Consider the following 26,236-nt stretch of genomic DNA (forward strand, 5'->3'; position numbering starts at 1 on the left):
ATACATGTCAGAGGGAATGCAAATGAATAATACCATTTTTACTTTTAAAGATAACTCCCCAAAATACAAACAAATCTACGAGAAATTTAAATCATTTATTGAACAAGGAGACATTATGGCGAATGAGCAATTGCCCTCCATTCGTCAACTAGCAGATTCCTTACGTGTAAGCCGCAATACAACTTTAATGGCATATGAACAACTTGTTGCGGAAGGGTATATTCGCGGAGAGGGCCGAAAAGGTTATTTTGCAAATGAGTTAGAACCTCTAATATTTCAGGAGACATTAATCTCACATAATAAAAAGCAAACAGAGTCAAATAAACCTCCGGTAGTCAATTTCAGGGCGGATGCCGTTGATCAAACACATTTCCCGCTGAAAATTTGGAGGAGGATTGCCAATCAAGTTTTAACATTAAAGGATAGCTATCGATACGGGGAACCATTTGGGGAAGCAGCCTTGCGCGAACAAATCTCCACATATTTATTCCAATCGCGCGGAGTGAAAACAAATCCAGATGCAATTATTATCGGAAGCAGTACCCAACAAATGCTTGTATACCTTGGACATATACTGAAAGATGAATTCCAAAGTATTATAATTGAAGACCCTGGTTACGACGGTGCCAGAGAAGCTTTTCAATTCCATCGTTTTATGTTTGAAACTTTGCCGGTTTATGAAACAGGTGCTGATCTTTCACAATTGGAACAAATGAAATCACGATTAATCTATGTAACCCCTTCCAATCAGAGTCCAATTGGAGTAAGCATGTCTATCGGGCAACGGCAAATGCTTATTCAATGGGTTAACAAGAAGCATGGATATATTATCGAAGACGATTATGACAGCGAATTTCGCTATACACAAAAACCATTTCCCGCTCTTGCATCCATTGATTCGGCAAGGGTCATTTATTTAGGGAATTTCTCAAAATCATTCCTTCCGGGAATCCGTTTATCATATATGGTGTTACCAGAGTCAGTTTTAAATCATTATAAAAAGCATTTCACTCATTTTGAGAGTCCCGCTTCGCTTTTCAGCCAACTCACCATGGCAAAATTTATGGAATTGGGAGAATGGAATCGCCATGTTAAACGAATGCGTCTTGTTTATAAAAGAAAAATGCTGCACTTAGTTTCTCAATTAAGAAAGCAATTCGGTCAAAATATTTCTATTATTGGCGAGCAGTCCGGTTTGTACTTATTAGTCAAAGTACACCTGGGGCATTCAGAAGAATGGTTAATCGGGCACGCTTCTTCTTATGGTGTAAAAGTGTGTCCCACCTCACTCTACTTTATAAAAAATAATACCGATGACCCAATCATTAAACTTGGATTTAGCCATCTTTCATGTGAAGAAATTGAGCTTGGTGTCGAACTCTTAAAAAAAGCCTGGTCTTAAAAAAAGGCTTAAACCGCAAGTAACGGTTTAAGCCTCGTTAACTAATTTATTTTCCGCCAGTTTAAGCTGCTGTTTAACCTGTTCTGCGGAAGTGCCGCCTTTACTTTTTCTCGCGCCTACAACATGTTCAGGGGTTAAATAATCATATACATCCTCTTCAAATAAGGGACTGAATGATTGATATTCATCCATCTCTAAGTCTAATAAGTATTTTCCCTTCTGAATGGCATAGATGACTATTTTTCCAATCACCTCATGTGCTTGGCGGAACGGCAACCCTTTTGCGGCTAAGTAATCAGCGATATCTGTTGCATTGGAATAATCCTGCGTCACGGCTTTTCTCATTTTCCCAGTATTCACAGTCATTGTTTCTAACAATGGCGCCAATAAATTTAATGACCCTTCCAGCGTTTCGACCGTATCGAACATGCCTTCCTTATCTTCTTGCAAATCTTTATTATAAGCTAAAGGCAACCCTTTTAATACAGTTAGCAGGCCAATTAAATCACCGAATACACGTCCTGTTTTGCCTCTTAATAATTCCGGGACATCCGGATTTTTCTTTTGCGGCATAATGCTTGAACCTGTGCAAAAGGCGTCATCAAGTTCAATAAACTGGAATTCTTGGCTGCTCCAAATAACCATTTCTTCAGAAAGCCTGGAAATATGCATCATTAAAATAGATGCGATTGATAAAAATTCCAAAATAAAGTCCCGGTCGCTGACTGCATCCATACTATTCGGATACACGCTGTCAAAATCTAATAACTCGGCGACGCGGTCGCGATTGATAGGAAAAGTTGTACCGGCCAAAGCACCTGCACCTAACGGTAAAACATTAATCCGCTTTAAGCTGTCTTGCAACCTTTCTTTATCTCTTTCAAACATCCAAAAGTAAGCGAGCAAATGGTGAGCAAAAGAGACAGGTTGTGCACGTTGCAAATGGGTATACCCAGGCAAAATTGTTTCGATATTTTCTTTTGATTGAGAAACTAAAGCCGCCTGAACCTTTTCAAGAAGTTTAATAAGCTCGCCTGTTTTTGTACGCAAATAAAGATGCATATCTGTTGCCACTTGATCATTACGGCTCCGGCCTGTATGCAGCTTTCCTCCGACCGGGCCGATTTCATCAATCAACAGCTTTTCGATATTCATATGAACATCTTCATGCTCAACCTGAAATTCAACTTCGCCCTTATTTAATTTATCAAGAATAGCATATAACCCTGATTGAATTTTTTCAGCTTCTTCAGTTGTAATAATATTGCACTCACCGAGCATTTGAACATGGGCGAGACTGCCCTGGATATCTTCTTTGGCCAATTTTTGATCAAACGAAATTGATGCAGTAAAAGTGTCGACGAGTTTGTTCGTTTCCTTTGTAAACCGTCCGCCCCAAAGTTTTGCCATGCTTTCCCCTGCTTTCTCTTTTAATAGATCGTTTTAAAAGTTGGTCAGCCGTAACGGATAATTGCGGCTGACCAGTACTTTGGTTTTAATACCTTAGATTTTCGCTCATAAATTTCGGAGTTTCGCTCTTAAACTTCAGACTTCGCTTATAAATCCGGACTTTCGCTCTTCTCTTACTCCTCAGACTTTCGCTCTTAAATCCGAGGTTTCGCTCTTAAACTTCAGACTTTCGCTCTTAAACTTCGAATTTCCGCTCTTAATTACAGAGTTCCACTCATAAATCCAAACTTTCGCTCTTAACTTCAGTTTTTCGCTCTTAAATCCGAGGTTTCGCTCTTAAACTTCGGATTTCCGCTCATAATTCAAGTTTTCCGCTCTTAAATCAAAAATTCCGCTCTAAAACATTACATTACGCTCTTATTTGATAAACATCAAACGTCTGTAAATGTTTTTTATTTAGCAGCAGAAGGTTCGCTGACTGGTGAGCTTCCTTTATGAACTTCTGAATAAACTTTTGTTGGCAGCCCCCATAGGTTAATAAATCCAACCGCTGCATTATGATCAAATGCGTCTCCTTTTGTATAGGTAGCCAACTCTTCATTATAAAGGCTGTTTGCAGATTCTCTTCCAACAACGACATGTGTGCCTTTATGCAGCTTAACGCGTACTTTTCCTGAAACTGCTTTTTGCGTCTCGTTAACAAAAGCATCTAAAGCCGGTTTTATTGGTGAATACCAAAGTCCATCATAAATAATTTTTGCCATTTGCTGATCAACCAGTGTTTTGAACTGTGAAACTTCCCGTGTTAATGTTAGAAATTCCAATTCTTTGTGGGCATTAATTAAAATAAGTGCTGCTGGATTTTCGTACACTTCTCTTGACTTAATGCCGACAAGACGATTTTCAATGTGGTCGATCCGGCCGACGCCGTGAAGGCCGCCTTTTTCATTAAGCGTTTCAATAAGCTCAACTAGCGGCAGCTTTTCACCGTTTAAGGCCACTGGGACTCCTTCTTCAAATGTGATCTCAACGTATTCAGCTTCGTCCGGGGTTTTCTCAATCGGATTCGTCCAGTCATATGCTCCTTCCGGCGCTTCTGTCCAAGGGTTTTCCAATACACCTGCTTCACAAGCCCGACCCCAAATGTTGGCATCAATCGAAAAAGGATTATCAAGGTCAACCGGAATCGGAATGCCTTTTTCTTTCGCGTAAGCAATCTCCTCATCCCTTGTCATGCCCCACTCACGAACAGGCGCGACAACTTTTAAATTTGGATTCAGTGCTTTAATTGATACTTCAAACCGGACTTGGTCATTGCCTTTACCAGTACATCCGTGTGCGACAGCAACAGCCCCTTCTTGTTCTGCGACATCTACTAAGAGCTTTGAAATCAGCGGCCGGGACAGCGCGGAAGAAAGCGGATATTTCCCTTCATATAGAGCGTTCGCTTTTAAGGCTGGTAAAATGTAGTCTTTGGCAAGCAATTCTTTTGCATCGATGCAGATCGACTTTATTGCCCCTACATTTAAAGCCTTTTGTTTGATCTCTTCTAGATCTTTGCCTTCCCCGACATTAAGCCCTAATGCAATCACATCATAACCGTATTTTTCTTGAATCCATTTTACCGAAACTGAAGTATCTAAACCGCCAGAGTATGCTAAAACGATTTTTTCTTTTGCCATCTTAAATCTCTCCCTTTTGTGTTATTTAAAAATCCCTTCTATATAAAACGATCAGCTTTCCATTAAATTTTTCAGTATTGCTTTTTGTGCATGCAACCGGTTTTCGGCTTCATCAAAAACGACTGAATGCGGGCCGTCAATAATTTCTGCAGTAACTTCTTCTCCGCGGTGAGCCGGTAAGCAGTGTAAAAACAGGAAATCATCCTTAGCATTTGCACAAAGTTCCTTGTTAACTTGATAAGGGGCAAACACCTTCATCCGTTCTTCATTTTCTGCCTCTTGCCCCATGCTGGTCCAAACATCTGTAACAATGATATCCGCTTCTTTCACCGCTTTTTCAGGTGATGCGGAATACGTAATTTGGCTTCCCGTCGATTGGCCGATGCGTTTTGCATTTTCAAAGATTTGTAAGTTTGGCTCATAGCCGGCCGGACTGGCAATGGATAGATGCATACCCACACTTGCCGCGCCTTCCAGCAATGAATGGCACATATTATTATTGCCGTCACCGATGTAACACATCTTGAGACCTGATAATGTCCCTTTATGCTCATAAATCGTTAGAAGGTCAGCTAAAACTTGCGTCGGGTGGTGCAAATCTGTCAGGCCGTTAATGATCGGTATATCGGCATTTTCAGCAAATTCTTCAACTGTTTCATGACCAAATGTTCTGATCATAATACCGTCAACGTAACGCGATAATACTTTCGCTGTATCACTGACTGTTTCCCCGCGCCCTAACTGGATATCCTTAGAGCTTAAAAAGATTGCCTGCCCGCCAAGCTGTATCATACCGACCTCAAACGATACTCTTGTTCTTGTAGAGGACTTTTCGAAGATCATCCCTAAAACTTTGCCGCTCAAATACGGATGGGGGATACCTTTCTTTTGAAGCTTTTTCATTTCAAGTGCTTGTTCTAAAAGAAATAGAATGTCATTTTGATTAAAATCGGCTAAAGTCAAAAAGTCTTTTCCTTTTAATTCGGAAGGAGCTGTCTTCAATTGATCTTGTTGGTTAACATTTAACATCCTTCTTCCCCCCTAGTTGGTAATCATCTCTAACTTGCGGTATTCCGCAAGAGTTAACACATCTTGCATACCGGTTTTTTCCGGTAATTTAAGAGCTGTTTTTATCGTGTCCAGACACGTAAACAATGGAATTTGATAACGAACAGCCAGTTCCCTTAACCCAAAACCAAATGAACCTTTATGCCGTCCTTGGTTAGGAATATTTAAAACTGCAGCTACTTTCCCGTCTGCAATAAGTTTCTTTATCTCGGCTAAATCGTCAGCAATATATGGCGTATCTATACCTTGCTTTTTAAAGAAAGCTGCCGTATTTGCTGTTGCAGCAATTTCAAAACCTCTATTTTTCAGACCCTTAACGATCTCAATGCTTTCCGCTTTCTCCCGATCAGTTATCGCACAAAGTATCATTGAAGGACCGGATGGCTTCTCCAAAGCATTCTCGCCTTTTGGAAACAATGCTTTTTTAAATGCTTCTTCCGCGGTATGCCCTAAACCTAAAAGTTCACCCGTTGACTTCATTTCTGGTCCCAAGACAAGATCGACATTTGTTAATTTTTCATTAGAGAAGACCGGCGCTTTAACAGAATAAAAAGCGGGTTCACTTAAAAGTCCAAATTCATCATAAAGGTTGCTCAAGCTTTCACCCAATTGAACAGCTACCGCCGAATCAACCATCGGAATGCCGGTGACTTTGCTCATGATAGGCACCGTACGGGATGCACGCGGATTGACTTCCAATACATAGACGGTATTTTCCGAAACGACAAATTGGATATTCATCAAACCGCTGATTTTTAATGCTTTACAAATTTGTTTCGTATAGTCTTCAACGGTTGATTTAACATGATCCGGCAATGTGACCGGCGGAAATACAGCAAAGCTGTCACCCGAGTGAACACCTGCTTTTTCAATATGTTCAAAAATGCCGGGAATAACAATGTTCTCACCGTCACTAATGGCATCAACTTCACATTCAACGCCGGGCATATAACGATCGACAAGCAGCGGCCAAGACTTTTCTCCGAGCTCTCCTTTTATTCCAATATAGCCATCAAGCTCTTCTTTGTTATGGAAGATAAACATTGACTGCCCGCCGATAACGTAAGAAGGTCTGACAAGTATCGGAAATCCTAACTTCGCGGCTGCATTCTGTAATTCTTCTATACTCTTAACCGTTTCACCCTGGATATGCGGGATATTCAAGCTTTGCAGCAGGTCATAAAACTGACCGCGGTCTTCCAATTGATCAACAGCTGCTGTTGACGTTCCAAGAATTGTGATACCTTCCTGTTCTAATTCGTTAGCCAGATTAACCGCTGTTTGGCCGCCAAACTGAATGAGCGCACCTTCGACTTTCTCTTTTTCAGCTATATTTAAAATATCTTCCAAAGCGAGCGGTTCGAAATAGAGCCGATCCGCTATTGAATAATCTGTACTGACTGTTTCCGGGTTATTATTAATGACAATCGCTTCGTAACCTTTTTTCTTAACAGCTAAAGCGGCTTGAACTGAACAGTAGTCAAATTCAATACCTTGGCCGATCCGGATCGGTCCGGAGCCAATGACAAGAATTTTCTTATTGCCGCTGACCTCAGCCTCATCTTCACCGTGCCATGTTGAGTAATAGTAAGGCGTCTTAGCCTCAAACTCAGCTGCACAAGTATCAACAAGTTTATAGCCCGGTTTTAATCCGATTGCTTTCCATTTCTGTCTGACTTCTTTATCTGACACACCGCAGATTTGCGCTATCCGCCGGTCGCTGATGTTAAGCGTCTTGGCTTGTTTTAAAAGGTCAACCGGCACTTTTTCCAAGGTAAAAGCGGCCAATTGTTCTTCAAGGTCGATGATCGCTTTTATTTTCGTTAAAAACCAAGGATCTATCTTCGTGTACTGATAGCCCTCTTCAACTGTCATGCCTTTCCGGAACAGCTCGGCAATCGCAAATAAGCGTAAGTCCGTGGCATTTTCAAGATGGGCTTCGAGTGTTTTCCGGTCAGCCCCGTTAAAAGATGCCAGGGAGAGACCCGAAATACCTAACTCCATTGACCGCAGCCCTTTATTCAAAGCACCTTCAAACGTCCGGTCAATCGCCATCACTTCCCCGGTCGCTTTCATTTGTGTACCCAGAGACCGCTCAGCTTCGGTAAATTTATCAAACGGGAACCTCGGCAATTTAACGACAACATAATCAATTGCTGGTTCAAAAGACGCATAAGTCGTACCGGTAATAGGATTGATAATCTCGTCAAGATGAAATCCTACCGCGCATTTTGCGGCAATTCTTGCGATTGGATAACCGGTTGCCTTAGAAGCTAAAGCTGATGAACGGCTGACCCTTGGATTAACTTCAATGATGACATATTTGTCTGAATATGGATCAAGAGCAAATTGAATGTTACATCCGCCAACAATTTTTAATGCCCGGATGACCTTTAATGAAGCACTTCTTAACATCTGATATTGAACATCGGACAGGGTTTGCGACGGCGCTGTAACGATTGAATCACCGGTATGAACACCGACGGGGTCGACATTTTCCATATTACAGACAATCACACACGTATCATTAGCATCACGCATGACCTCATACTCGACTTCTTTCCAGCCTTTGATGCTTCTTTCGATGAGCACCTGATGGATTGGACTTAATTTAAGGCCTTGCTTTAGAACGAGTTCCAGCTCCTCTTCATTAGAAGCAAATCCGCCTCCTGATCCCCCTAATGTATAAGCAGGGCGGATAATGACAGGAAATCCGATTTCTTTAACGAATTGGCAGCCTTCTTCATAGGTGTGAATGATTTTCGATTCACAAATCGGTTCATTAATATCAATCATCAGTTGCCGGAACTTTTCTCTGTCTTCACCTTTTTGAATTGATTCAACTGATGTGCCTAGAAGTTCGACGCCGTATTTTTGCAAAATGTTCTTTTCATATAATTGAACGGCTAAATTTAACCCTGTTTGGCCGCCAAGTGTTCCGATAACACCATCGGGTTTTTCTTTCTTAATAATTTCTTCAATCACTTCAACGGTCAATGGTTCAATATATATCTTGTCGGCTACTTTCTCATCGGTCATAATTGTAGCCGGGTTATTATTGATTAAGACAACCTCAATATTTTCTTCTTTTAAAGCCAGACAAGCTTGCGTACCTGCATAATCAAATTCAGCAGCCTGCCCTATCACGATCGGTCCGGATCCAATGACTAGAACTTTTTTGATGTTAGTAAGTAATGGCATGAGTCATTTCACCTGCATTTCGAATTGTGTTAAGAAATTGTTTGAAAATATAATGTGTATCATCAGGACCCGGATGGGCTTCAGGATGAAATTGAACGGTTTCTATCGGCAGCTTTTTATGCTTAAGCCCTTCAACAGATTGATCATTAACATTGTAATAAGTGATGTTAAAGATCTCTTTATCAATACTGTCTTTTGTAACAACGTAGCTGTGATTTTGTGCAGTCATCCAAACCTTTCCTGTTTCAACTTCTTTTACAGGATGGTTGCCGCCGCGATGGCCGAACAACAGCTTATCGGTTTTGGCCCCATAGGCTAAAGCAATCATTTGATGACCCAAACAGATGCCAAGTGAAGGAAAATGTTCCGTTATTTTTTTCACTTCCGGAAATAATGCCTTAAGCGCAATTGGATCACCAGGTCCGTTGCTGAACATAACAGCATCGGGATTTAACAGCTCAATCTCTTTAAAAGTTGTATCATAAGGAACAACGGACACCTTGCAGCCTTCGTTAAGCAAAGCTGTCAGCATTGATTTTTTATAGCCGTAATCAACTAATGCAATGTGCGGTCCTTGACCCTCGTATTGCTTAACTTCTTTAGTAGAAACTTTATTTACAAAAGAAGTGTTAAACACAGGATCATTGACAAAGGACTTCACTTGGCTGTCGTCAAGAGACTGTGTAATGATAGCCTTCATTGTTCCGTTATTACGAATCTTCTTAACAACTGCCCTTGTATCAACCCCCGCAATGCAAGGAATCCCGTTACTTTCAAGATGCTCAGCAAATGTTTTAATAGACTGATAGTGGCTCGGCACCATACATAAATCACTGATAACCGCCCCTGCCAGATGAAGCTTCTCACTCTCATCATCAAAATGATTAATCCCGTAATTTCCAATCAATGGGTAACAAAAAGTGATAATTTGCCCGGCATACGACGGGTCCGTTAAAATCTCCTGGTAACCTGTCATACTTGTATTAAAAACAACTTCCCCAACAGAAGTTATATCTTTTCCTATTAGAATACCTTCAAATATATCACCCGTTTCTAAAACGAGATATCCTGTTTTCATTCGAAAATTCCCCCTTTTTACTCTTATAAAGTTGTAAAAATCTCTTCCATCACAGAAATAAACATATCCATTTCCGTCCGGTCTGTTGTTAAAGGAGGCAAGATCCGTACAACGTTCTGGCCTGCTGTTAAAATCAGTACATTTTTCTCTTTTGCTTTATTGACTATATTAATAGCGTCAGTTTTAGTAACGAGGCCCAGCAACAAGCCCTTTCCCCGTACCGATAAGATTTGGTTATTAAATTTATCTTTCAATGCCTCTAACTGTTTCTTTAAATATTTGCCGTTTTCTTGAGCCGTTTTTAATATGTCGTACTGTTCTATTGTTTCAAGCGTTGCTAATCCGGCTGCTGCAACTAAAGGATTTCCTCCAAACGTGCTGCCGTGGCTTCCCGGGTCAAAGGCCTTGGCTGCCTCCGCCTTTGCTAATAAGGCGCCGATCGGAAGGCCGGATCCAAGTCCTTTGGCTAATGTGATCACATCCGGTTCAATGCCGTATTGTTCGTACGCAAAAAGCGTTCCGGTTCTGCCGATGCCAGTTTGAATTTCATCTACCATAAGCAGTAACCCTTCTTTTTTGCATGTCTCGGCGAGTTTTTCAACCCAGTCTTTATCTGCCGGGATGACGCCGCCTTCCCCTTGAACAAGTTCAAGGAGGACCGCACATGTTTTCCCGTTTGCAAGCTGATCTATGGCTTCGAAATCGTTATAAGGAAGATAACGAAATCCTTCAACAAGCGGCGCAAATCCGGTTTTGATTTTTTCTTGAGCCGTTGCCGACAGCGCAGCCAGCGTTCTGCCATGAAACGATTGACTGAAGGTGACTATTTCAAAAGCTTCTTGCTGTTTAACCTTTTGCGAATATTTTCTGGCGAACTTAATCGCTGCTTCATTTGCCTCGGCACCGCTGTTGCAAAAAAACACTTGATCGAAACATGATCGTTTAACTAATTGCTCTGCAAGCTGCTCTTGCTGAGGGATATGGTATAAATTCGAGCAATGCCAAAGCTGGTTCAGCTGCTGCTCTACCTTTTCCTTAACCTCATCAGGCGCATGGCCAAGATTACAGACAGCTATACCCGATGTGTAATCCAAATAGCGTTTGCCTTCCGTATCCCAAACAAAGCTTTCCTTCCCTTTTGCGATCGCAATTGGAAAACGATTATATGTTGACATTAATGATTGAGTATCCGTTAATTGTTGATTAGACATGGGTAACCTCCTCATCGAGGATAATTTTTGTTCCTGCTTTTCCGTTGTTTGCATAATCCAGCAAACTCTTATCATCGAAGCCGTTTAAAATCACAACTTCGGGCACATCTTCTAAAAGACTGTCAATAGCTGCTTCAACCTTTGGCACCATGCCTCCGACGATCTTTTTGTCAGCAACCATTTCAGCAACTTCCCGCTGGGTGATTTTATTCAAAACAGTTTTCTTTCCGTCTTCCTCAATCCAAATGCCCGGAATATCACTTATAAAACAAAGATTTGCTTTAAGCGCTTGGGCGATTGCAGAAGCGGCAGTATCAGCATTGATATTGTAATTCTGCCCTTGTTCATCCAATGAAATGGGTGATATCACCGGTATATAGCCTTGTTCGATCAGCTGGATGATTAATTCGGTATCGACATCGACCACTTTCCCAACAAGTCCGAGATCGCCGTTTCCTTCAATCGGCGCAGCCTTTAACAAATTCCCGTCAGCACCGCTCATACCTAATGCTTTTCCGCCGGCTTTAAATAAATGTCTAACAATTTTTTTATTTGCAGAACCGTTTAACACAAATTCAACAACATCAAGCACTTCCTGAGTTGTGACCCTTAGACCGTTATGAAAGGTTGTTTCGATATTCAATTTATCTAAGAGACTTGAAATTAACGGCCCGCCGCCATGAACAATAACAGGCAGCCATTTTCCGCTTTTTTGTATATCAACAATATTTTCATAGAACGAATCAGGTAATTTTTCGATGACACTTCCGCCGCATTTAATAACAAGAAAATTCATCTATGCCACTCCTTCTTAAGTCCGGTAAGAAGCATTAATCTTGACGTAGTCATAGGACAGGTCGCATCCCCAAGCTATTGCCTTTCCGTCTCCTTCGTTCAAATCAACCACAATTTCAATCTCTTCTTGTTTTAAATAGTCCGTTGCCTCTTCCTCACTAAATGGAACCGGAAGGCCATTTTCAACAATGGTTATTGATCCTAAAGCGACTTTGATTTTTTCAGTATCAATCGGCTGGCCGCTGTATCCGACTGCACAGACGATTCTCCCCCAGTTAGGGTCCGCTCCGTAAATGGCTGTTTTCACCAAACTGGATCCAACGATAGCTTTACTGATCGCCTGTGCCGCTTGATCGTTTTTGGCGCCGGTCACTTTGACTTCAACGAGTTTTGTCGCGCCTTCTCCGTCTCTGGCAATCATCTTGGATAATGTTTGGCTGACATATGCCAGGCCTTTTACAAACAAAGGCCAATCTGAGTGTGATTTGGATAATGGTTTATTTTCAGCCATCCCGTTTGCCATGACTAAGACCATGTCATTCGTACTTGTATCACCGTCAATAGTGATCATATTGAACGTTTTGTTGGTTACTTCTTTTAGTGCTTGTAAAAGATCCTCTTGAACAACATTGGCATCTGTTGTGATAAACCCTAGCATTGTCGCCATATTCGGATGAACCATCCCGGAACCTTTGGCAGCTCCGCCAATCGTAACGGTTTTCCCATCAATCTCTATCTGAACAGCAACATGCTTTGTCACCGTATCCGTCGTTAATATAGCTTTCTCAAATTGGCTCTCTTCATGGTCGGTTAAAGCTATTTGTTCGATCCCTTGACTGATCTTCTCCATTGGCAGCTGATCGCCGATAACCCCGGTTGATACAACTGCAGCATAATGTTCCGGGATCTCCAAGTGCTGAGCAACCATTTTCCGCGAAGCATAGGCATTTTCGAGTCCTTCTTCTCCCGTACAAGCATTAGCAATCCCTGAATTACACAATACTAATTGAAGCTTTTGTTCAACAGCAATACTTTCCTGGCTGACAATCAAAGGGGCTGCCTGAAACTGGTTTGTTGTATATACTGCTGCTGCAGCCGCCGGTACTTCTGAATAAATCCATCCGAGATCAGGGCGTTTATATTTAATCCCGCAGTGAAGTCCTCCTGCTTTAAAGCCCTTAGGCTGTGCGACACCGCCTTCTGATAAAACTTGAATACTTGCTTTCTCTTGATCGATCATGCTCGTCATCTCCATTCTCTTCCGTTATTTTTAATTGATTAAAAGTTTGATATTTTACGGATAGGCAGGTGTCAAAGTTAATCCCGTCCATTCCTCCCATCCATTCATCAGGTTCATGTTTTGAATCGCTTGGCCTGAAGCTCCCTTAACAACATTGTCAATCACTGAAATAATCATCAGCCTGTTGGTGCGTTCATCAGAAACAATGCCGATGTCGCAATAGTTTGAACCATAAACTTCTTTAGTTGCCGGCCAATATCCGGGTTCCCTAACCCTTACAAAATGGTCAGATTCATAAAATTGCTTGTAATGTTCTACAGCCTCTTCTGTTGAAAGCGGCTTTTTCAAGCTGGCATAGACCGTACACATAATTCCTCTTGTCATTGGTATGAGATGGGGCGTAAAACTTAAGTTCGTTTGCTCGCCCGTAATACTTTGAATCGTTTGCTCAATTTCCGGTGTATGTTGGTGAACGCCGACCTTATATGCCTTAACATTTTCATTCACCTCACAAAAATGTGAGCCCAGCGAAACGCCCCGTCCCGCACCTGATGCACCTGATTTGCCATCGATAATTAATGTTTCAAGATCTACCAAACCCATTTTAGCTGCCGGAAGGATGCCGAGCAGTGCGGCAGTTGGATAACAGCCCGGGTTAGCAATCAGCTTCGCATTTTTGATTTGTTCTTTATAAAACTCTGATAATCCGTAAACGGCTTGTTGCAGATAACTCTGATCTGCCGCCGGTTTCTGATACCATTTCGTATATTTTTCCGGATCATTCAATCTAAAGTCTCCGGATAAGTCGATGCAAGTTAATCCTTTATCTAGAAACTCTGGTACAAGATTTTGACTGACACCCGATGGCGTCGCAAAAAACAATAAGTCAACCTTTTCTGCAACTTCGTCAACATCAACATTTTCTAACGGCTTTTCGCAAACTTTAGATAAATGAGGATAAAGTTCCTTTACGTTTTTGCCGCTCGTCGAATGAGATATAAGCATTTCAATTTCAACATTAGGGTGATTGATAAGAAAACGAATCAGTTCTACTCCGCTGTACCCATTAGCACCAATAATACCTGCCTTCAATTTGCTTCCCCCGTCTCTTTGATGATTTTAAAAGAACTTATATTGAAAATTGGCACTTTACGAAGTTTGCCAATTTATAGTCAAATAAAATAAGGTATAAAAAAAACACTCAGTCTCAATATAGAGACGAGCGTTAAACATCACCCGCGGTACCACTCTTATTGTTCCAAATACGGAACCGGCTTTCGCAACTATTAACGGGTGTCACCCGGTCAGCTCTACTTCAAGCTTTGCTTTTGTTCAAGCTGACATCTCAAAAGTGCGGTTCATTACATGTCCCTGCACCGGCTTCCACCATCCCGGCTCGCTGTTTGCAGGTTTCATGCAACTACTCTCTTCTTCATCGATTCTTTTTATAAAATTAAAAACGCCCGTCTCTTTATTAAAAAAGAGACGAGCGTATGTATACAATACCCGCGGTACCACTCTCATTATTCCGAAAATACTCGGAATCAACTTTTACGTTTTTAACGGGGGTCACCCGGCCAACCCTATTTAAGCTTGCACTTGTTCAGGCTGACATCTCAAAAGTGCGGTTCATTACATGCTCTGCACCGGCTTCCACCATCCCGGCTCGCTTCTCGCAAATTCATGCAACTACTCTCTTTATCATCGATTTTGTTTTTCGTTCGTTTATTTGATGTTTTTAATTATACAGAATAAAAAAATGAAGTCAAGGGGGAAATTGCAGATTTTATTATTAAAGCAATTACCAAATTATCACATAATTTTTATCATTAACTTTAAAGTAAAAAGCAGGAGCAAGTTACATTTTAAGTGTGAAACAGTTTTCCTTGCAACGCCTCTATATACCGCTTTGCTGATTTTTGGACAGATTCATTAGCGTTCTCCTTGACGACTCTATGGAAGGCATTATACAGTCGATCGAATTTTAAATCCTTAACCTTTTTCGCCATTTCCCCGACCTTTTCCGCAGGCAGGGGAATAAGGTTCGGATAGCTGTACATGAAGCTAACCCACCGGCGATCAGCGACCACTTGAATGATATCACCAGTCAAAAGTACGCCTTTTCCTTCATTTCCATTTTCCCAATGGACAACAGTTCCCCCTTTAAAATGACCGCCTAAACGATAAAGCGATAATCCTTTTGCGAGTTCTAACACTTCTCCAGACCAAAATTTAATTTTATCACTTGGCCTCATCACCCATTCTTTATCGTATTCATGGATATAAATGGGCGCATCTAATGCCTCTGCCCATTCTACTTGTGTTGAATAATAGTGCGGATGCGAGAGTGCAATGGCATGCACGCCGCCTAATTTCTTTACTTCATCAAGTGATTTATCGTCTAAATATGTTATACAATCCCACATCAGGTTGAACCCGTGATTTTGAATAAAATAAGCGGTTTGACCAATGGCAAAATTCGGTTTAGTCGTCATGCTGTAAAGCCCTGTTTCTTCGTATAGAAATTCGTTTATAAATTCTTTGCTTTCAATCATGTCACCAAGAGTCGTCCAAGATTGTCCGGATGGATTCACATACTGACGTTCTTCTTCGCAAATCTGGCAGCGGGAAGGCGGTTCTTTTGAAAAAGAATATTGTGTACCGCATGTTGTACAAATGAAATTCATTTTATTCGTCCTTTCTTTAAATCTAAAATAATTTAGATCTATATTAAATTTACCTTAACTTTAATCATTGAACGAGACGCTCAAAACGCTTTCTTTTCCATGACAACTGATAATACGAAAACTGCGAAATAAGACTAATGATGAACGCAGCAGGGTAGCCTACCCAGATTCCTTTTATGCCGAGGCTGGTGTAATGTGAAAGTACAAAAGCAACCGGGACCTCAACAAGCCAAATTGATACGACACTGAACACGGTCGGCCAAAGGACTGTTCCGCTCGCCCGCATGGTGGCAGTGATAATTTGCGCATGGCCAAAGACCAAATAACTCCACAATGTTATCATTAACAGACTATGGGCAATCGCAAGTGTACTGTTATCCGTCAAGAACCAAGACAGAATCCCTTTTGAAAACACATAAATAACGATGACTAATATTCCGCCTATAGCATAGTTAAGTGCGAGACCCGCATGGATCACATGCTTCAGCCGATCAAATTGATTTGCCCCGATGGACTGTGCGGCAAATATAGAAACTGCGATACCCAGGCTGATTGCCGGCATCTGAACATAACTTGCCACTTGATTAACAACACCGTAAGCCGCAGTAGCATCTGATCCAAAGCTATTAACAAAAGTGATGACAGCAATTTCAGACAAAGATACCAATATCATATTGATGCTTGATGGGATACTGAGGCGCAGCAGCAATTTCATCAAGCTTCCTTCCATCCGGAGATGGCGCCTGACAGATGCATCGAATTGCAGCGGATGCTTCACCTTTTTCAAGTAAATAAGCATAATGATAAATGTGATAACCATTGAAATTACGGATGCATATGCCGCACCGTAAATCCCGAATTCAGGAACGCCGAGCCAGCCAAAAATAAGAACCGGCAACAATGCCAAATTTAGTACAGTGCTAATAATAAGAAAGTAAAATGGTGTCTTAGAATCCCCTATACCGCGAATAAAAGTGGTGTATACAAAATATAAAAACATAATCGGCATTGAAATAAGCAGAATACGCGCATAGTGAACACTCACACCAATGACATTGTCCGGCGTGCCCATGAGGCGCAGAATATCCCATGTGAAAATGCTGCCGACAACAGCCAGGGCTAATCCGATAAGAAAGGTAAACGTCAGTGTTGTACCGACAATCGCCTTTAAGCGTTCTTCATTACGCGCGCCGTATGCCTGACCAATTAAGATTGAGCTGCCTGATCCAATGCCTATCGCAAAAGAAACAAGCAGAAAAAACAATGGAAAGAAAGCTGAAATGGCGGCTAAGTCATTGACTCCAAGCCAACGGCCGACGACAACACTTCCTACCAGCTGGCCGATTGACTGTAATACGTTGCTTAGAAGCAGCGGGATCAAAAATAAAAACATCGTTCGCCAAATCGGTTTATTAACACTTTCATTATCCTGTACGCTCATACCTTCTTTTTCTCGTGATCTTTCCAAATATCATTTCCCCTATTCACTTATTTTTTCGGTTGTAGCCGCGTTCTCCATACGGATTTAGTTTCTCTAACCATTTCTCTTCAAGTTTTTCCAACTCCTTTTTGATTTTAGTACGCTCTGTTTCTTCCGTTTTTAATTCTTCTAAAACCTCGATAACAAAGGCATCTTCTCCAAATTCATTCCATTCCTTTTGAAGCGTTTTGTTAGGGTTGTTACCATTTTTCAGCATGAAACGAAGTCCATTTAAAGTCTTTATATTCATCGTACTTCCTATTAGAATCTTTTCATTTTTAATGTTTTTAACCTGGTAAACACCGGCCTTAGTTTCCGTTTCTTTATAAATTTGCTTTAGTTCTTTTTTTCGACCCATACTTTTCATTCCCCTTCTTTTAGAACTAACTTTTACCCAATACTCACTCCCGTCTGATTTGCGATCTAAAAATCCATAATCAACCAAATACCTTCTGAGGCCAATATAATCATGATATAGCGGTTTTAATATTTCATTTACATCTTTCTCAGTGTAAATGAGCTGTTTGTTAAAGCGTTTGGCAATTTCATTTAAAACAACAACTTTTTGTTTTTCTTTTAAATTAAACGTTCTTAAAGGACCATTAAAACCTTCAGGAAAGTTTTTATTTAGAATATCTTTATATTCATTTTTTGGGATATTATAGCGTCCATTTAGTATAGGGATTGTTTCAAAAGAGTGGTTCTCACGCTGACGTTTATCATTTTCCTTTACAAGCTCCATAAGGGTCAGCAGCATTTTTGCCTGACGCTCTTTCTTTTTCAAAGTATGACGGTGATTTCGAATCGTTGAGGTACTTCCAATACCCATTTCCTTTTGTATTTCTTTATCACTTTTTCCTTGGTAGAACAGCTGCAGAAGTTTTTTCTGATGATCGGATAAACCTGTCATATCCTTATCCAAATGAATGATGTATTCAAACACTGAATGATGTTTATGCTCAATATGAACCCGCATATACTTTTCTGCCTCATATAAAACGCCATCTTCCGGATAAATAATGCCTTTTTCAAACATTTCCCCGCAAAGTAAACAAATATAACAATTGTCCTTTTCGATAAATCCATCTTTAAGTTCTTTAATAGATGCTTCCCAAAACAAATTTTTTTGCATCAAAATAACAAACACCACCAAAGTTAATCTATATAATATATAAACAAATTTAATTAATGTTTATATATTTGTCAACAAAAAATAAAAAATTATAAAAAAGCAACTCCGGACTGTTACCAAAAAGGTACACCAGGTTGCTTCAAATATTGATGTTGATTTGTTATTTCGTTTGAAAAGTTTCCGCAGCATCCTTAAAGAATTGCCGATTATCATTCATCCGCGGCTTCAGGGTCCAAAAAATAACTTGATGAAACCCGTCAGGGGATTCTACAAGTGTTACTAAATACGAAAGTTTGATATTCTCAACTTCACCGCTCAATTCATATTGGAGAGCAGGTTTTTGATTAATTTTAATACTGACCGGTTTGGTTGAAGAAGCATTTTGCACCGCATTATTCATGTTCTTTATAACAATGTTATAGTAGTCCTTTAGCTTAAAGCCATTATTAAAATGACTTTTCGGTTCTGAAATAATAACCAAATATTCTTCGTTTGCTGTATTCGATGCCTGAATAGACGCATCAGGATTAAGATTGCTTTCTGTGCGCCAGTCCGCCGGCAGCTTAATCGCGGAATTGCCGTCATTGCTTTTGAACCCTTGGGTAAGCGCGCCATTAGAAGCGTTCGGCGTTCCTGAAGAGGCGTTTGGAATATCATTTTTTAAAATCCGCAATGATTCAGACACTTGCTTAAGATCTTGTTTGCTTCCTTCATATTTATCTTCACTCGTCCATGCCATCATTTGAAAGAAGTAATCGCCTTTTTCTAAATATGTGACTAACATCTCAGCCTTGATACCGGATATTTCTCCCTTTATATTTACCTGCTTGGCAGGCAGGCGGTCCACTGTCACATTATTTTCTTGCCCAACAACCATATTCTTTGCTTCTACCTTCATGTTAGCTTGCATGGCATTAATAAAGTTATCAAGCCTGGCATTTTTGGAAAACTCCCTTTTGGCATAAGCGAATACTAAAATATACTCATCTTTCGTTCGGTTGGATGCGGCAAGTGCTGCTTGCGGATTCAGCAATTTATCTTCCTGCCAGCCATCCGGCAGCGTCAACTGAAGACTGCCATTTCCGTTTCTCAGCGGGGTTCCTTTAAGTTCCGGCTGTTTAGCTTGCCGGTTTTCTTTGGCATGCTCTTCTTTTTTTGGCGATGGCTCATTTCCTGCAGTTTCTTTATCAGAACTGCATCCGCCTAGAATAGCTCCTGATATCACACAAGCAGCGGCAACCTTACCAATTATTCGATAACTTAATTGCCTGCTCAATCTTCACTCTCCTTTTCCTAATTTTTTCAATGCATGAGCCTTCCCGTAGCTAATTGTCTATTTGAGTGATAAAAAGAAAAGGGTTGGGATATTTTGAGAATGAGGAAGGAGGGGGACGTCCTTTAACTGTTTAACTTAAGTTGATGACAGCTTTAGTAAAAAACTTTATGATGAAGGACATTACTTTATTCTGTATATAGCGTTTTTCTCATTATATAGTTGATAAAAACTTGCCCATTGTGTTTCTTATTTTGTCTATTCAAACACGTGTATCCTTTATTTTCAAAAAAGGGACGAGCTGTAATACTCGCTTCCGTATATATTTCCTTGCATCCTAATTTCATTGCCTCTTGTTCAAGGGTGTTTAAAATTTTTGAAGCAACGCCTTTTCCTTGATAATCTTTATGAGTGAATAGTTTATCTAAATAGGCCTCGTTATTAAAATCACCAAAGCCAATAATTTTCCCATTAATTTCAGCTGCATAAGATATGTTCTCTTTTAACGAATTCATCCATCTTGATCTATCAGGTGTTTTTGGCGCCCATGCTTCCAATTGCACTAAATGATAATCTTTTGCGTTCACAGTATGAACTGTATCGTAAAACAATTCTAATATTTGTTCTAAATCGGCTGATTTAAACCTCCTGATTTGCATTTCCGACTCACCCCTAATTATAACTTTATTATTAACAACACCCGCTCATCATTACATGAAAAAATCACTGCCTGTTTATACTAATGTAGGGAGGTACCGCAAATGAAATTGATATGGATGGTCGGACTTTTACTATTTACGCAGCATGTAAATCTTCCTAACAACTTACACATTAATCAACAAGACAAGACGATTACCACCGTTAACCGCTCTGATCTTAGAATACCTTCTCTTGGTGTGCCAATGATTGACATCAATAAGTACAATCAATTTATAAATAAAATTGACCGGCAAATTTACCGGGCGCCTGTAAATGCCTGGTTTAATGATCAAGGAAATATCGTTTCGGAAAAACCAGGCTTCAAATTGAATCGTGAAGCTTTTAAGAACCTGCTTTATAACAATTTATTAGGCAATGGTCCTTCCACTATTGAAGTTCCACGACAGACTATTTATCCGAAAATTGACAGCGAGTTGCTTTCACGCATCCGGGAGAAACAAATCGGTCAATATGTCACTTATTTTAATCCAAACAATAGAAATCGTACAGACAACATCTCTTTAGCTGCAGATGCCATTAACAATTATGTTGTACTGCCAAATGCGACTTTTTCGTTTAATAAGGTTGTCGGGATGAGGACTATACAAAGAGGATATAAGCGCGCCCCCGTAATTGTTAAAGGGGAGCTGTCTGAGGGTGTTGGCGGGGGCATTTGCCAAGTATCATCAACTCTGTTTAATGCCGTTGACCGCGCCGGACTGCAAATCGTTCAGCGCTATTCCCACAGCAAGCGGGTACCTTATGTTCCACCCGGCCGCGACGCTACAGTCAGCTGGTACGGCCCTGATTTTCGCTTTCAAAATAAATATAACGAGCCAATATTAATAAAGGCTAAAGCGCTTGGAGGCAGTATGATTGTTACCATTTACTCCTCCGATCTGATCAAAAACACGCCGCGAAAAGTTCCAAGCGTTTCATACCAGCTGCCAAAAGAAGTGACTGTAGAACCGAATGCTCAAAATATAAGATAACTTTTTTCCATATTCTAACTTCCTTAAATGCTTAAGGGATTAGTTATTTACCGATAATAATCTTGTATTAACGGGATCAACCTTATCAAAAAATTCTTTAGAAAGAAAAGTAATTTTACTCATTTTGGTATGGCTTTCATTTAAGAAGGCCATACTCCAGCTTTTACCTTGCATCTTAATCTCGGTATTACTTTCAAGTGTAACTTTAAGACCTAACAAATACGAAATTAATTTTGGATTATCATTAAATGGCAAATATATTTCCATAGTTTTAATCATTGTATCTTTGACTTCCGTAATAACATCTGCTCTTTTTTGCAATTCAATTCTAATTTTCCAGGGAGTTGCAATAAAAGTCCTTCTTTCCCCTTCGTTAACTTTCCAATTTAACTCTTCCGCCCTGTTAATAATCTGCTTGTATTCATTGTTATTTACTAGAAAACCAATATGGTCAAACCGATCTTTTTTCCCGTATCCGAATGTGACATTCGTTTGTCCTTTTCGCATCTCAATAATCCTAAATGTAATTTCTTTATGTCTGAAATCATCCCATTTTAAAGGAGAGTTAAATGTTTGCATTTCCCCTTCATATTTACCGACTCTTAGCATAACTTGAAACCCTAAATTAACATAAAACTTTTCCATTTCCTCTACTTTGTTCGTCCACCAATGATAATGGAATAATTGCATTTTATATCACCTGACATCTAATAGAATTTTCCCTGTGCTTAATCTGCTTTCTATTAAACTATGGGCTGATACTGCATCTGCTAAAGGAAAACGGTGCCCTATTTCGATTTTTAATTGACCGTTTTCTATATATTGTAATACCTGTTTTGCTGTTTGCCGGAGAGATTCAGGCCTATTCTTTCTGGTCGTCCCCAGGCTATACCCAAGTATTGAACGGCAGCTTGCATGAAGATCGCTTGTTTTAATGATGCCGTCTTGACCGCTGGAATTGCCATATTGAACTAACCGCCCGTACTTTGCTAAGCATTCTAAGCTTTTTCCCGTTATATCTCCCGCAATTGAATCTAAAACAATATCTGCTCCCTTGCCATCAGTCATTTCATTTACCTTTTTTGCAAAGTCCTCTTGTTCATAGCATATAACAAAGTCCGCACCAGCCTTTTCTGCAACTGGAACTTTGTTTTCAACGCCAACCGTTCCAATGATTTGACCTGCACCTAAAATCCTTGCCAATTGTATAGCTGTTGTTCCTACCCCGCCGGCGGCCGAGTGAATAAGGACAGTTTCTCCCTTTTCAATCCTTGCGATGTCAGCAAGAAGTTTATAAGAAAGAAAAGAAACGATAGGACAAGCGGCGGCATCATCAAAATTAACGCCATCAGGAATTGGAAAAGTAAGATTAGCATTGGAAACAGCATATTCTGAATATGATCCTTTTGTTGGAAAAGCAATAACCCTTTGACCAACCTTCAGATTATGAACCTCTGAACCTATCTCAATAATTTCACCAGCCGCATCTATTCCTGGGACATAAGGAACTTTCCCGCTTCCCTTATTACCATATCTAGTTTTAACATCAGCATAATTAACACTTGTTTTTTCAACTCTAATCAAGACTTGCTTAGGGCTTATCTTCGGAATCTCGATATCCATGTATTTCATTACTTCAGGCTTCCCATGTTGCGTAACGACTATTGCTTTCAACCTTATTCCCCCTTATAAAAGTTATTTTTATATTTATAGATCTCTTAAATTAAACGTCCTTTCAATTTAACCTGGAATTGTTTCATCATTTTGGGTTTCAAACTCTCACTATCTAATAAAATATTAGAAAAAGCAATCCATTCCACTACTGTCCAAAAATATTAAAAAATTGATCTTTTTCAGTTTTAGAATTAAACAAACGTTTGATTAATTAGGTGATTGGCATCCGTAAGAGTATGCAAGACAAAGAAAGCCATTCTTTTCAAGGATAGGTCTGCTCATTGGACTGGCATCAACAGTAAGGAATAAATATCCTTCTTCAAATGCCTTTTTTGCCCGAGCGGCCAGAAGCGCTGTATAATAACCTTTACCTCTATACTTAGGAAGCGTTGAACCTCCCCATAAGCTAACAAAGGATGAATGAGTCTCTATGTACATCCAGGCTGCACTGACAAGCTGACCATCTGTATAAATCCCATAAAGGTATAAAGATTGCGGATTATTTTGTTTATCTCTCCAAAGCCTTTCTCCTAACTCGGCATGCGGCGTATTCCAGACGGCGTTTTCTAAAGCTACAATATCCTGAATGCCTTGTTGATCTGTTATTTCCTTAAGATTGAAATCCAGGTCATTATTAAGCAAAGGGTGCTTATCATCTAACGGTATGACCATAAGAGCCTCAGATTCATTTTCCTTGAATCCTTCTTGTAGAAGAAGATCTTTTAAATTATAGGGCTTATCGTAGCTATATACTTTCCATTCAAAATCCTGTCCCAGGTTTCTAAAATAGTTTAACTCTTCCTTAATAATCTTTTTTGCATTGTTTTCATTTAGATTTGACGATATAATGAATCCTTTTTCACCAAACTGTGAAATATGTCGTACAATATGCTCTGTTTCCTCTCTTATATAACCTGGGGATTGTGCTTCTTGCCGAAGTTCTTTATGATATAATCCTATCAGTTCATTTTTATCCATGGCAGGGCTCCTTTTTGCTTTAAACTTATTGAAACTTTAATGAAATAGGTGGAGAATCTGCTCCGCCTCATACCCAAACCTATTTTTCAGCCCTTGTTGCAATAAAAGTTGACATGTAATTGGACAAATCGTCTGTCCCCTTATCCTCATACAAATCTACCAATTTAAATCCTGCTTTCAATTGGCCGCCAATTTGCGTTTCAAATGAATGGCTGAATTGTAACCCTTCATTTTTTATCACTTCTTGCCGTTCTTCTTCGTTAAAATTTGCTAGCGGATCATATGGCAATCTATTTACGACTTTTAATTCTTCATCAAATAAATAAATATCGGGATTGGTAAAACCCGCAAGTAAATGCCCGCCTTTTTTCAAAACACGATAACACTCTTTCCAAAGCGGCATAATATCCTGTATATAAGTATTGGAGACAGGATGAAAGATCATATCAAATGTCTCATCGTCAAACGGAAGCCTCTCTGACATATCAGCTTTTACTAGATTTATCTGATATCCTTCTCTTTCGGCAACTATCCTCTCAGCATTTAATTGTGCATCAGAATAATCGAGAATAGTGACATCAGCTCCGTTAGCCGCAAAAATCGGCCCTTGTTGCCCGCCGCCTGAAGCCAATCCTAATATTTTTTTGTTTCTAATGTTTGAAAACCATTCTTCCGGGACTGGAATCTGCGGTGTCAGGTAAACTTTAATCGAACCATTTAAAGCTTCCTGATACTGATCCTGGGTTATCGGAACCGTCCATATCCATTTTTCCTTTGACCATTCATCCCACTTTTTTGCGTTTATGTCAGTGTATTTCATATCCTTTTCCCCAACCTTTCAACTAATCCCTTTGTTATTCCGGACAACTATCCATCAGGTTTTTCTTTTATTTTCCGGACCCTTAAGTAAATATCGAATGCCTTTACCTGCAAGTGGCTCATCTTCATACCTAGGTATAACATGAAAATGAGAATGGAGAATATGTTGCCCGCCAACTTCACCGCAGTTCCAGCCAAGATTATATCCCTTTGGCTGATATTTACCATCTAAATATTTTTTTACGTCTCGTAATAGTTCATATGTCGCTTGCCATTCATCAATTGTTAAATCAAATACTGTTTCCCTATGTTTCCTTGGAACAATGACCCCGGCACCTTCAAGTTGGCTTCCTTTTACATCAGCCTGTTCTAACTGCAAAAAAATGCAATATTTATTACTTATAATAACCTTTTGATTTGTTTCCAGTTTTGGATTACAAAAGACACAATCTTCCCGCATGATGAACCCCTCTTAAAGGCACTTTTTAATTATTGCAATAAAAATCCATTATAATTACTTCTAGAAAGCAATGACCAAGTCCTGTTAAGTCGCGCACTGATTGGATTTTTCTGCTTTAATTTTTTATAATAATTGTTATAATGTACGAAAGATTCCGTTTAACTGAGTTTGGATTCCTTTTTCCGGATATGTCAATTGCTTCCTTGCTTCATTACAAACACTTATACATCACTGATATAGAATGGCTTTTCTAATTAAGAAAATCAAAATTATTAGGTTGCTAAAATGGAGGCTATTTAATGAGAAAAAGAAGAGAAATACCCCAATGGATCCGTGTATTTGGGGTAACTGTTATAGCAGTAATTATCATTAGAACATTTTTATTTTCAAGCTATGTTGTTGAAGGAAAATCAATGATGCCTAACCTGCAGGATGGCAATCGGTTAATCGTAAATAAAATCGACTACAATATAAGCAAACCTCACCGTTTCGATGTTGTGATATTTCACGCCACCAAAAATGAAGATTATGTTAAACGCGTTATCGGCTTGCCGGGGGACAAAATTGCTTATAAGAATGATGTTCTTTATATTAATGGAAAACCGGTTAAAGAACCCTATTTAAAGCCTTATAAAGGTCAACTCATCACTGGTCAATTAACTCAGGACTTCACTTTAAAAGAATACACCGGTCATTCGACTGTACCAAAGGGAAAACTTTGGGTTATGGGAGATAATCGGAGAGAAAGTGTTGATAGCCGTCAATTCGGTTTTGTTGATATGGATAAGGTCGTTGGTAAGGTAGATCTTCGTTTTTGGCCTCTATCGAAGTTTAATATCATAGGTTCACAAGGAAAATAATCGAGTACACTTTATATGTATAAAAGGAGATCCCCCTCTAATCTCGAACTCCATTGAGATTAAGGGGAGAACTCCTGTGACTCGCCCACCCGTCT

Annotated in this window: 22 protein-coding genes and 2 other annotated features; of the genes, 3 read left to right on the plus strand and 19 right to left on the minus strand. The window is 39.8% G+C overall.

Annotated features, from left to right (window positions below; translation table 11 throughout):
- Positions 1-22: 22 nt before the first annotated feature.
- Positions 23-1,402 (plus strand): MocR-like pyridoxine biosynthesis transcription factor PdxR, encoded by a 1,380-nt coding sequence (gene pdxR, locus ACFQRG_RS12595; protein ID WP_380966474.1) that lies wholly within the window; start codon positions 23-25, stop codon positions 1,400-1,402.
- A gap of 27 nt (positions 1,403-1,429) precedes the next feature.
- On the opposite strand, the gene argH is transcribed toward pdxR, so the two are convergent.
- From argH to ACFQRG_RS12665, 14 genes are all read right to left on the minus strand, one after another.
- Entirely contained in the window at positions 1,430-2,812 is a 1,383-nt protein-coding gene (gene argH / locus ACFQRG_RS12600) for an argininosuccinate lyase (RefSeq protein ID WP_380966476.1), read from the minus strand.
- Between the two features lie 452 nt (positions 2,813-3,264).
- The gene (locus tag ACFQRG_RS12605) at positions 3,265-4,494 is read right to left on the minus strand and encodes an argininosuccinate synthase (RefSeq protein ID WP_380966477.1); all 1,230 of its coding nucleotides are present in this window, start codon (positions 4,492-4,494) and stop codon (positions 3,265-3,267) included.
- Between the two features lie 51 nt (positions 4,495-4,545).
- Positions 4,546-5,523 carry an ornithine carbamoyltransferase gene (gene argF / locus ACFQRG_RS12610; RefSeq protein WP_380966479.1) on the minus strand — a complete coding sequence of 326 codons (978 nt, stop codon included), beginning with the start codon at positions 5,521-5,523 and terminating at the stop codon, positions 4,546-4,548.
- Between the two features lie 12 nt (positions 5,524-5,535).
- A complete protein-coding gene (gene carB, locus ACFQRG_RS12615; RefSeq protein ID WP_380966482.1) occupies positions 5,536-8,763 on the minus strand; it encodes a carbamoyl-phosphate synthase (glutamine-hydrolyzing) large subunit in 3,228 nt (1,075 codons plus the stop codon).
- A complete protein-coding gene (locus ACFQRG_RS12620; RefSeq protein WP_380966484.1) occupies positions 8,747-9,841 on the minus strand; it encodes a carbamoyl phosphate synthase small subunit in 1,095 nt (364 codons plus the stop codon). Before ACFQRG_RS12620 ends, carB begins: the two co-directional genes overlap by 17 nt.
- Before the next feature lie 23 nt (positions 9,842-9,864).
- Positions 9,865-11,052 (minus strand): acetylornithine transaminase, encoded by a 1,188-nt coding sequence (locus ACFQRG_RS12625; protein WP_380966486.1) that lies wholly within the window; start codon positions 11,050-11,052, stop codon positions 9,865-9,867.
- Entirely contained in the window at positions 11,045-11,848 is an 804-nt protein-coding gene (gene argB, locus ACFQRG_RS12630) for an acetylglutamate kinase (protein ID WP_380966489.1), read from the minus strand. Before argB ends, ACFQRG_RS12625 begins: the two co-directional genes overlap by 8 nt.
- Before the next feature lie 15 nt (positions 11,849-11,863).
- Positions 11,864-13,096 (minus strand): bifunctional ornithine acetyltransferase/N-acetylglutamate synthase, encoded by a 1,233-nt coding sequence (argJ, locus tag ACFQRG_RS12635; protein WP_380966491.1) that lies wholly within the window; start codon positions 13,094-13,096, stop codon positions 11,864-11,866.
- 45 nt (positions 13,097-13,141) lie between these two features.
- Positions 13,142-14,179 (minus strand): N-acetyl-gamma-glutamyl-phosphate reductase, encoded by a 1,038-nt coding sequence (argC, locus tag ACFQRG_RS12640; RefSeq protein ID WP_380966492.1) that lies wholly within the window; start codon positions 14,177-14,179, stop codon positions 13,142-13,144.
- Between the two features lie 119 nt (positions 14,180-14,298).
- Positions 14,299-14,532: a binding site (T-box leader), on the minus strand.
- A 33-nt stretch (positions 14,533-14,565) separates the two neighbouring features.
- Positions 14,566-14,801: a binding site (T-box leader), on the minus strand.
- 151 nt (positions 14,802-14,952) lie between these two features.
- Positions 14,953-15,774 (minus strand): MBL fold metallo-hydrolase, encoded by an 822-nt coding sequence (locus tag ACFQRG_RS12645; RefSeq protein WP_380966494.1) that lies wholly within the window; start codon positions 15,772-15,774, stop codon positions 14,953-14,955.
- Between the two features lie 64 nt (positions 15,775-15,838).
- Positions 15,839-17,215, minus strand: coding sequence for an MATE family efflux transporter (locus ACFQRG_RS12650; RefSeq protein WP_380966548.1), 1,377 nt, complete (start codon positions 17,213-17,215; stop codon positions 15,839-15,841).
- A gap of 43 nt (positions 17,216-17,258) precedes the next feature.
- On the minus strand, positions 17,259-18,386 hold the full coding sequence (locus tag ACFQRG_RS12655; RefSeq protein ID WP_380966550.1) for a DUF2087 domain-containing protein: 1,128 nt from the start codon (positions 18,384-18,386) through the stop codon (positions 17,259-17,261).
- Between the two features lie 160 nt (positions 18,387-18,546).
- Positions 18,547-19,662, minus strand: a complete 1,116-nt coding sequence (locus tag ACFQRG_RS12660) for a hypothetical protein (protein WP_380966496.1) — start codon at positions 19,660-19,662, stop codon at positions 18,547-18,549.
- Positions 19,663-19,847: 185 nt separating this feature from the next.
- The gene (locus ACFQRG_RS12665) at positions 19,848-20,318 is read right to left on the minus strand and encodes a GNAT family N-acetyltransferase (protein ID WP_380966498.1); all 471 of its coding nucleotides are present in this window, start codon (positions 20,316-20,318) and stop codon (positions 19,848-19,850) included.
- Between the two features lie 102 nt (positions 20,319-20,420).
- On the opposite strand from ACFQRG_RS12665, the gene ACFQRG_RS12670 reads away from it, so the two are divergent.
- A complete protein-coding gene (locus ACFQRG_RS12670) occupies positions 20,421-21,350 on the plus strand; it encodes a VanW family protein (protein ID WP_380966500.1) in 930 nt (309 codons plus the stop codon).
- 39 nt (positions 21,351-21,389) lie between these two features.
- Here the strand turns inward: ACFQRG_RS12670 and ACFQRG_RS12675 are convergent, their stop codons facing one another.
- The 5 genes from ACFQRG_RS12675 to ACFQRG_RS12695 all read right to left on the minus strand — a co-directional run bounded on the left by ACFQRG_RS12675 (position 21,390) and on the right by ACFQRG_RS12695 (position 25,281).
- Positions 21,390-22,040 (minus strand): VOC family protein, encoded by a 651-nt coding sequence (locus ACFQRG_RS12675; RefSeq protein ID WP_380966502.1) that lies wholly within the window; start codon positions 22,038-22,040, stop codon positions 21,390-21,392.
- A gap of 6 nt (positions 22,041-22,046) precedes the next feature.
- The gene (locus ACFQRG_RS12680) at positions 22,047-23,024 is read right to left on the minus strand and encodes a quinone oxidoreductase family protein (RefSeq protein WP_380966504.1); all 978 of its coding nucleotides are present in this window, start codon (positions 23,022-23,024) and stop codon (positions 22,047-22,049) included.
- 207 nt (positions 23,025-23,231) lie between these two features.
- Positions 23,232-24,002: a GNAT family N-acetyltransferase gene (locus ACFQRG_RS12685; protein ID WP_380966506.1), complete on the minus strand. Its 771-nt coding sequence runs from the start codon at positions 24,000-24,002 to the stop codon at positions 23,232-23,234.
- A gap of 79 nt (positions 24,003-24,081) precedes the next feature.
- Positions 24,082-24,822, minus strand: coding sequence for a class I SAM-dependent methyltransferase (locus ACFQRG_RS12690; protein WP_380966509.1), 741 nt, complete (start codon positions 24,820-24,822; stop codon positions 24,082-24,084).
- A gap of 54 nt (positions 24,823-24,876) precedes the next feature.
- Positions 24,877-25,281 (minus strand): HIT family protein, encoded by a 405-nt coding sequence (locus ACFQRG_RS12695; protein WP_380966511.1) that lies wholly within the window; start codon positions 25,279-25,281, stop codon positions 24,877-24,879.
- Positions 25,282-25,580: 299 nt separating this feature from the next.
- On the opposite strand from ACFQRG_RS12695, the gene lepB reads away from it, so the two are divergent.
- A complete protein-coding gene (lepB, locus tag ACFQRG_RS12700) occupies positions 25,581-26,141 on the plus strand; it encodes a signal peptidase I (protein WP_380966513.1) in 561 nt (186 codons plus the stop codon).
- The last annotated feature ends 95 nt before the right edge of the window (positions 26,142-26,236 follow it).

The organism is Scopulibacillus cellulosilyticus (assembly GCF_042665295.1).
GTDB lineage: Bacteria > Bacillota > Bacilli > Bacillales > Sporolactobacillaceae > Scopulibacillus_A > Scopulibacillus_A cellulosilyticus.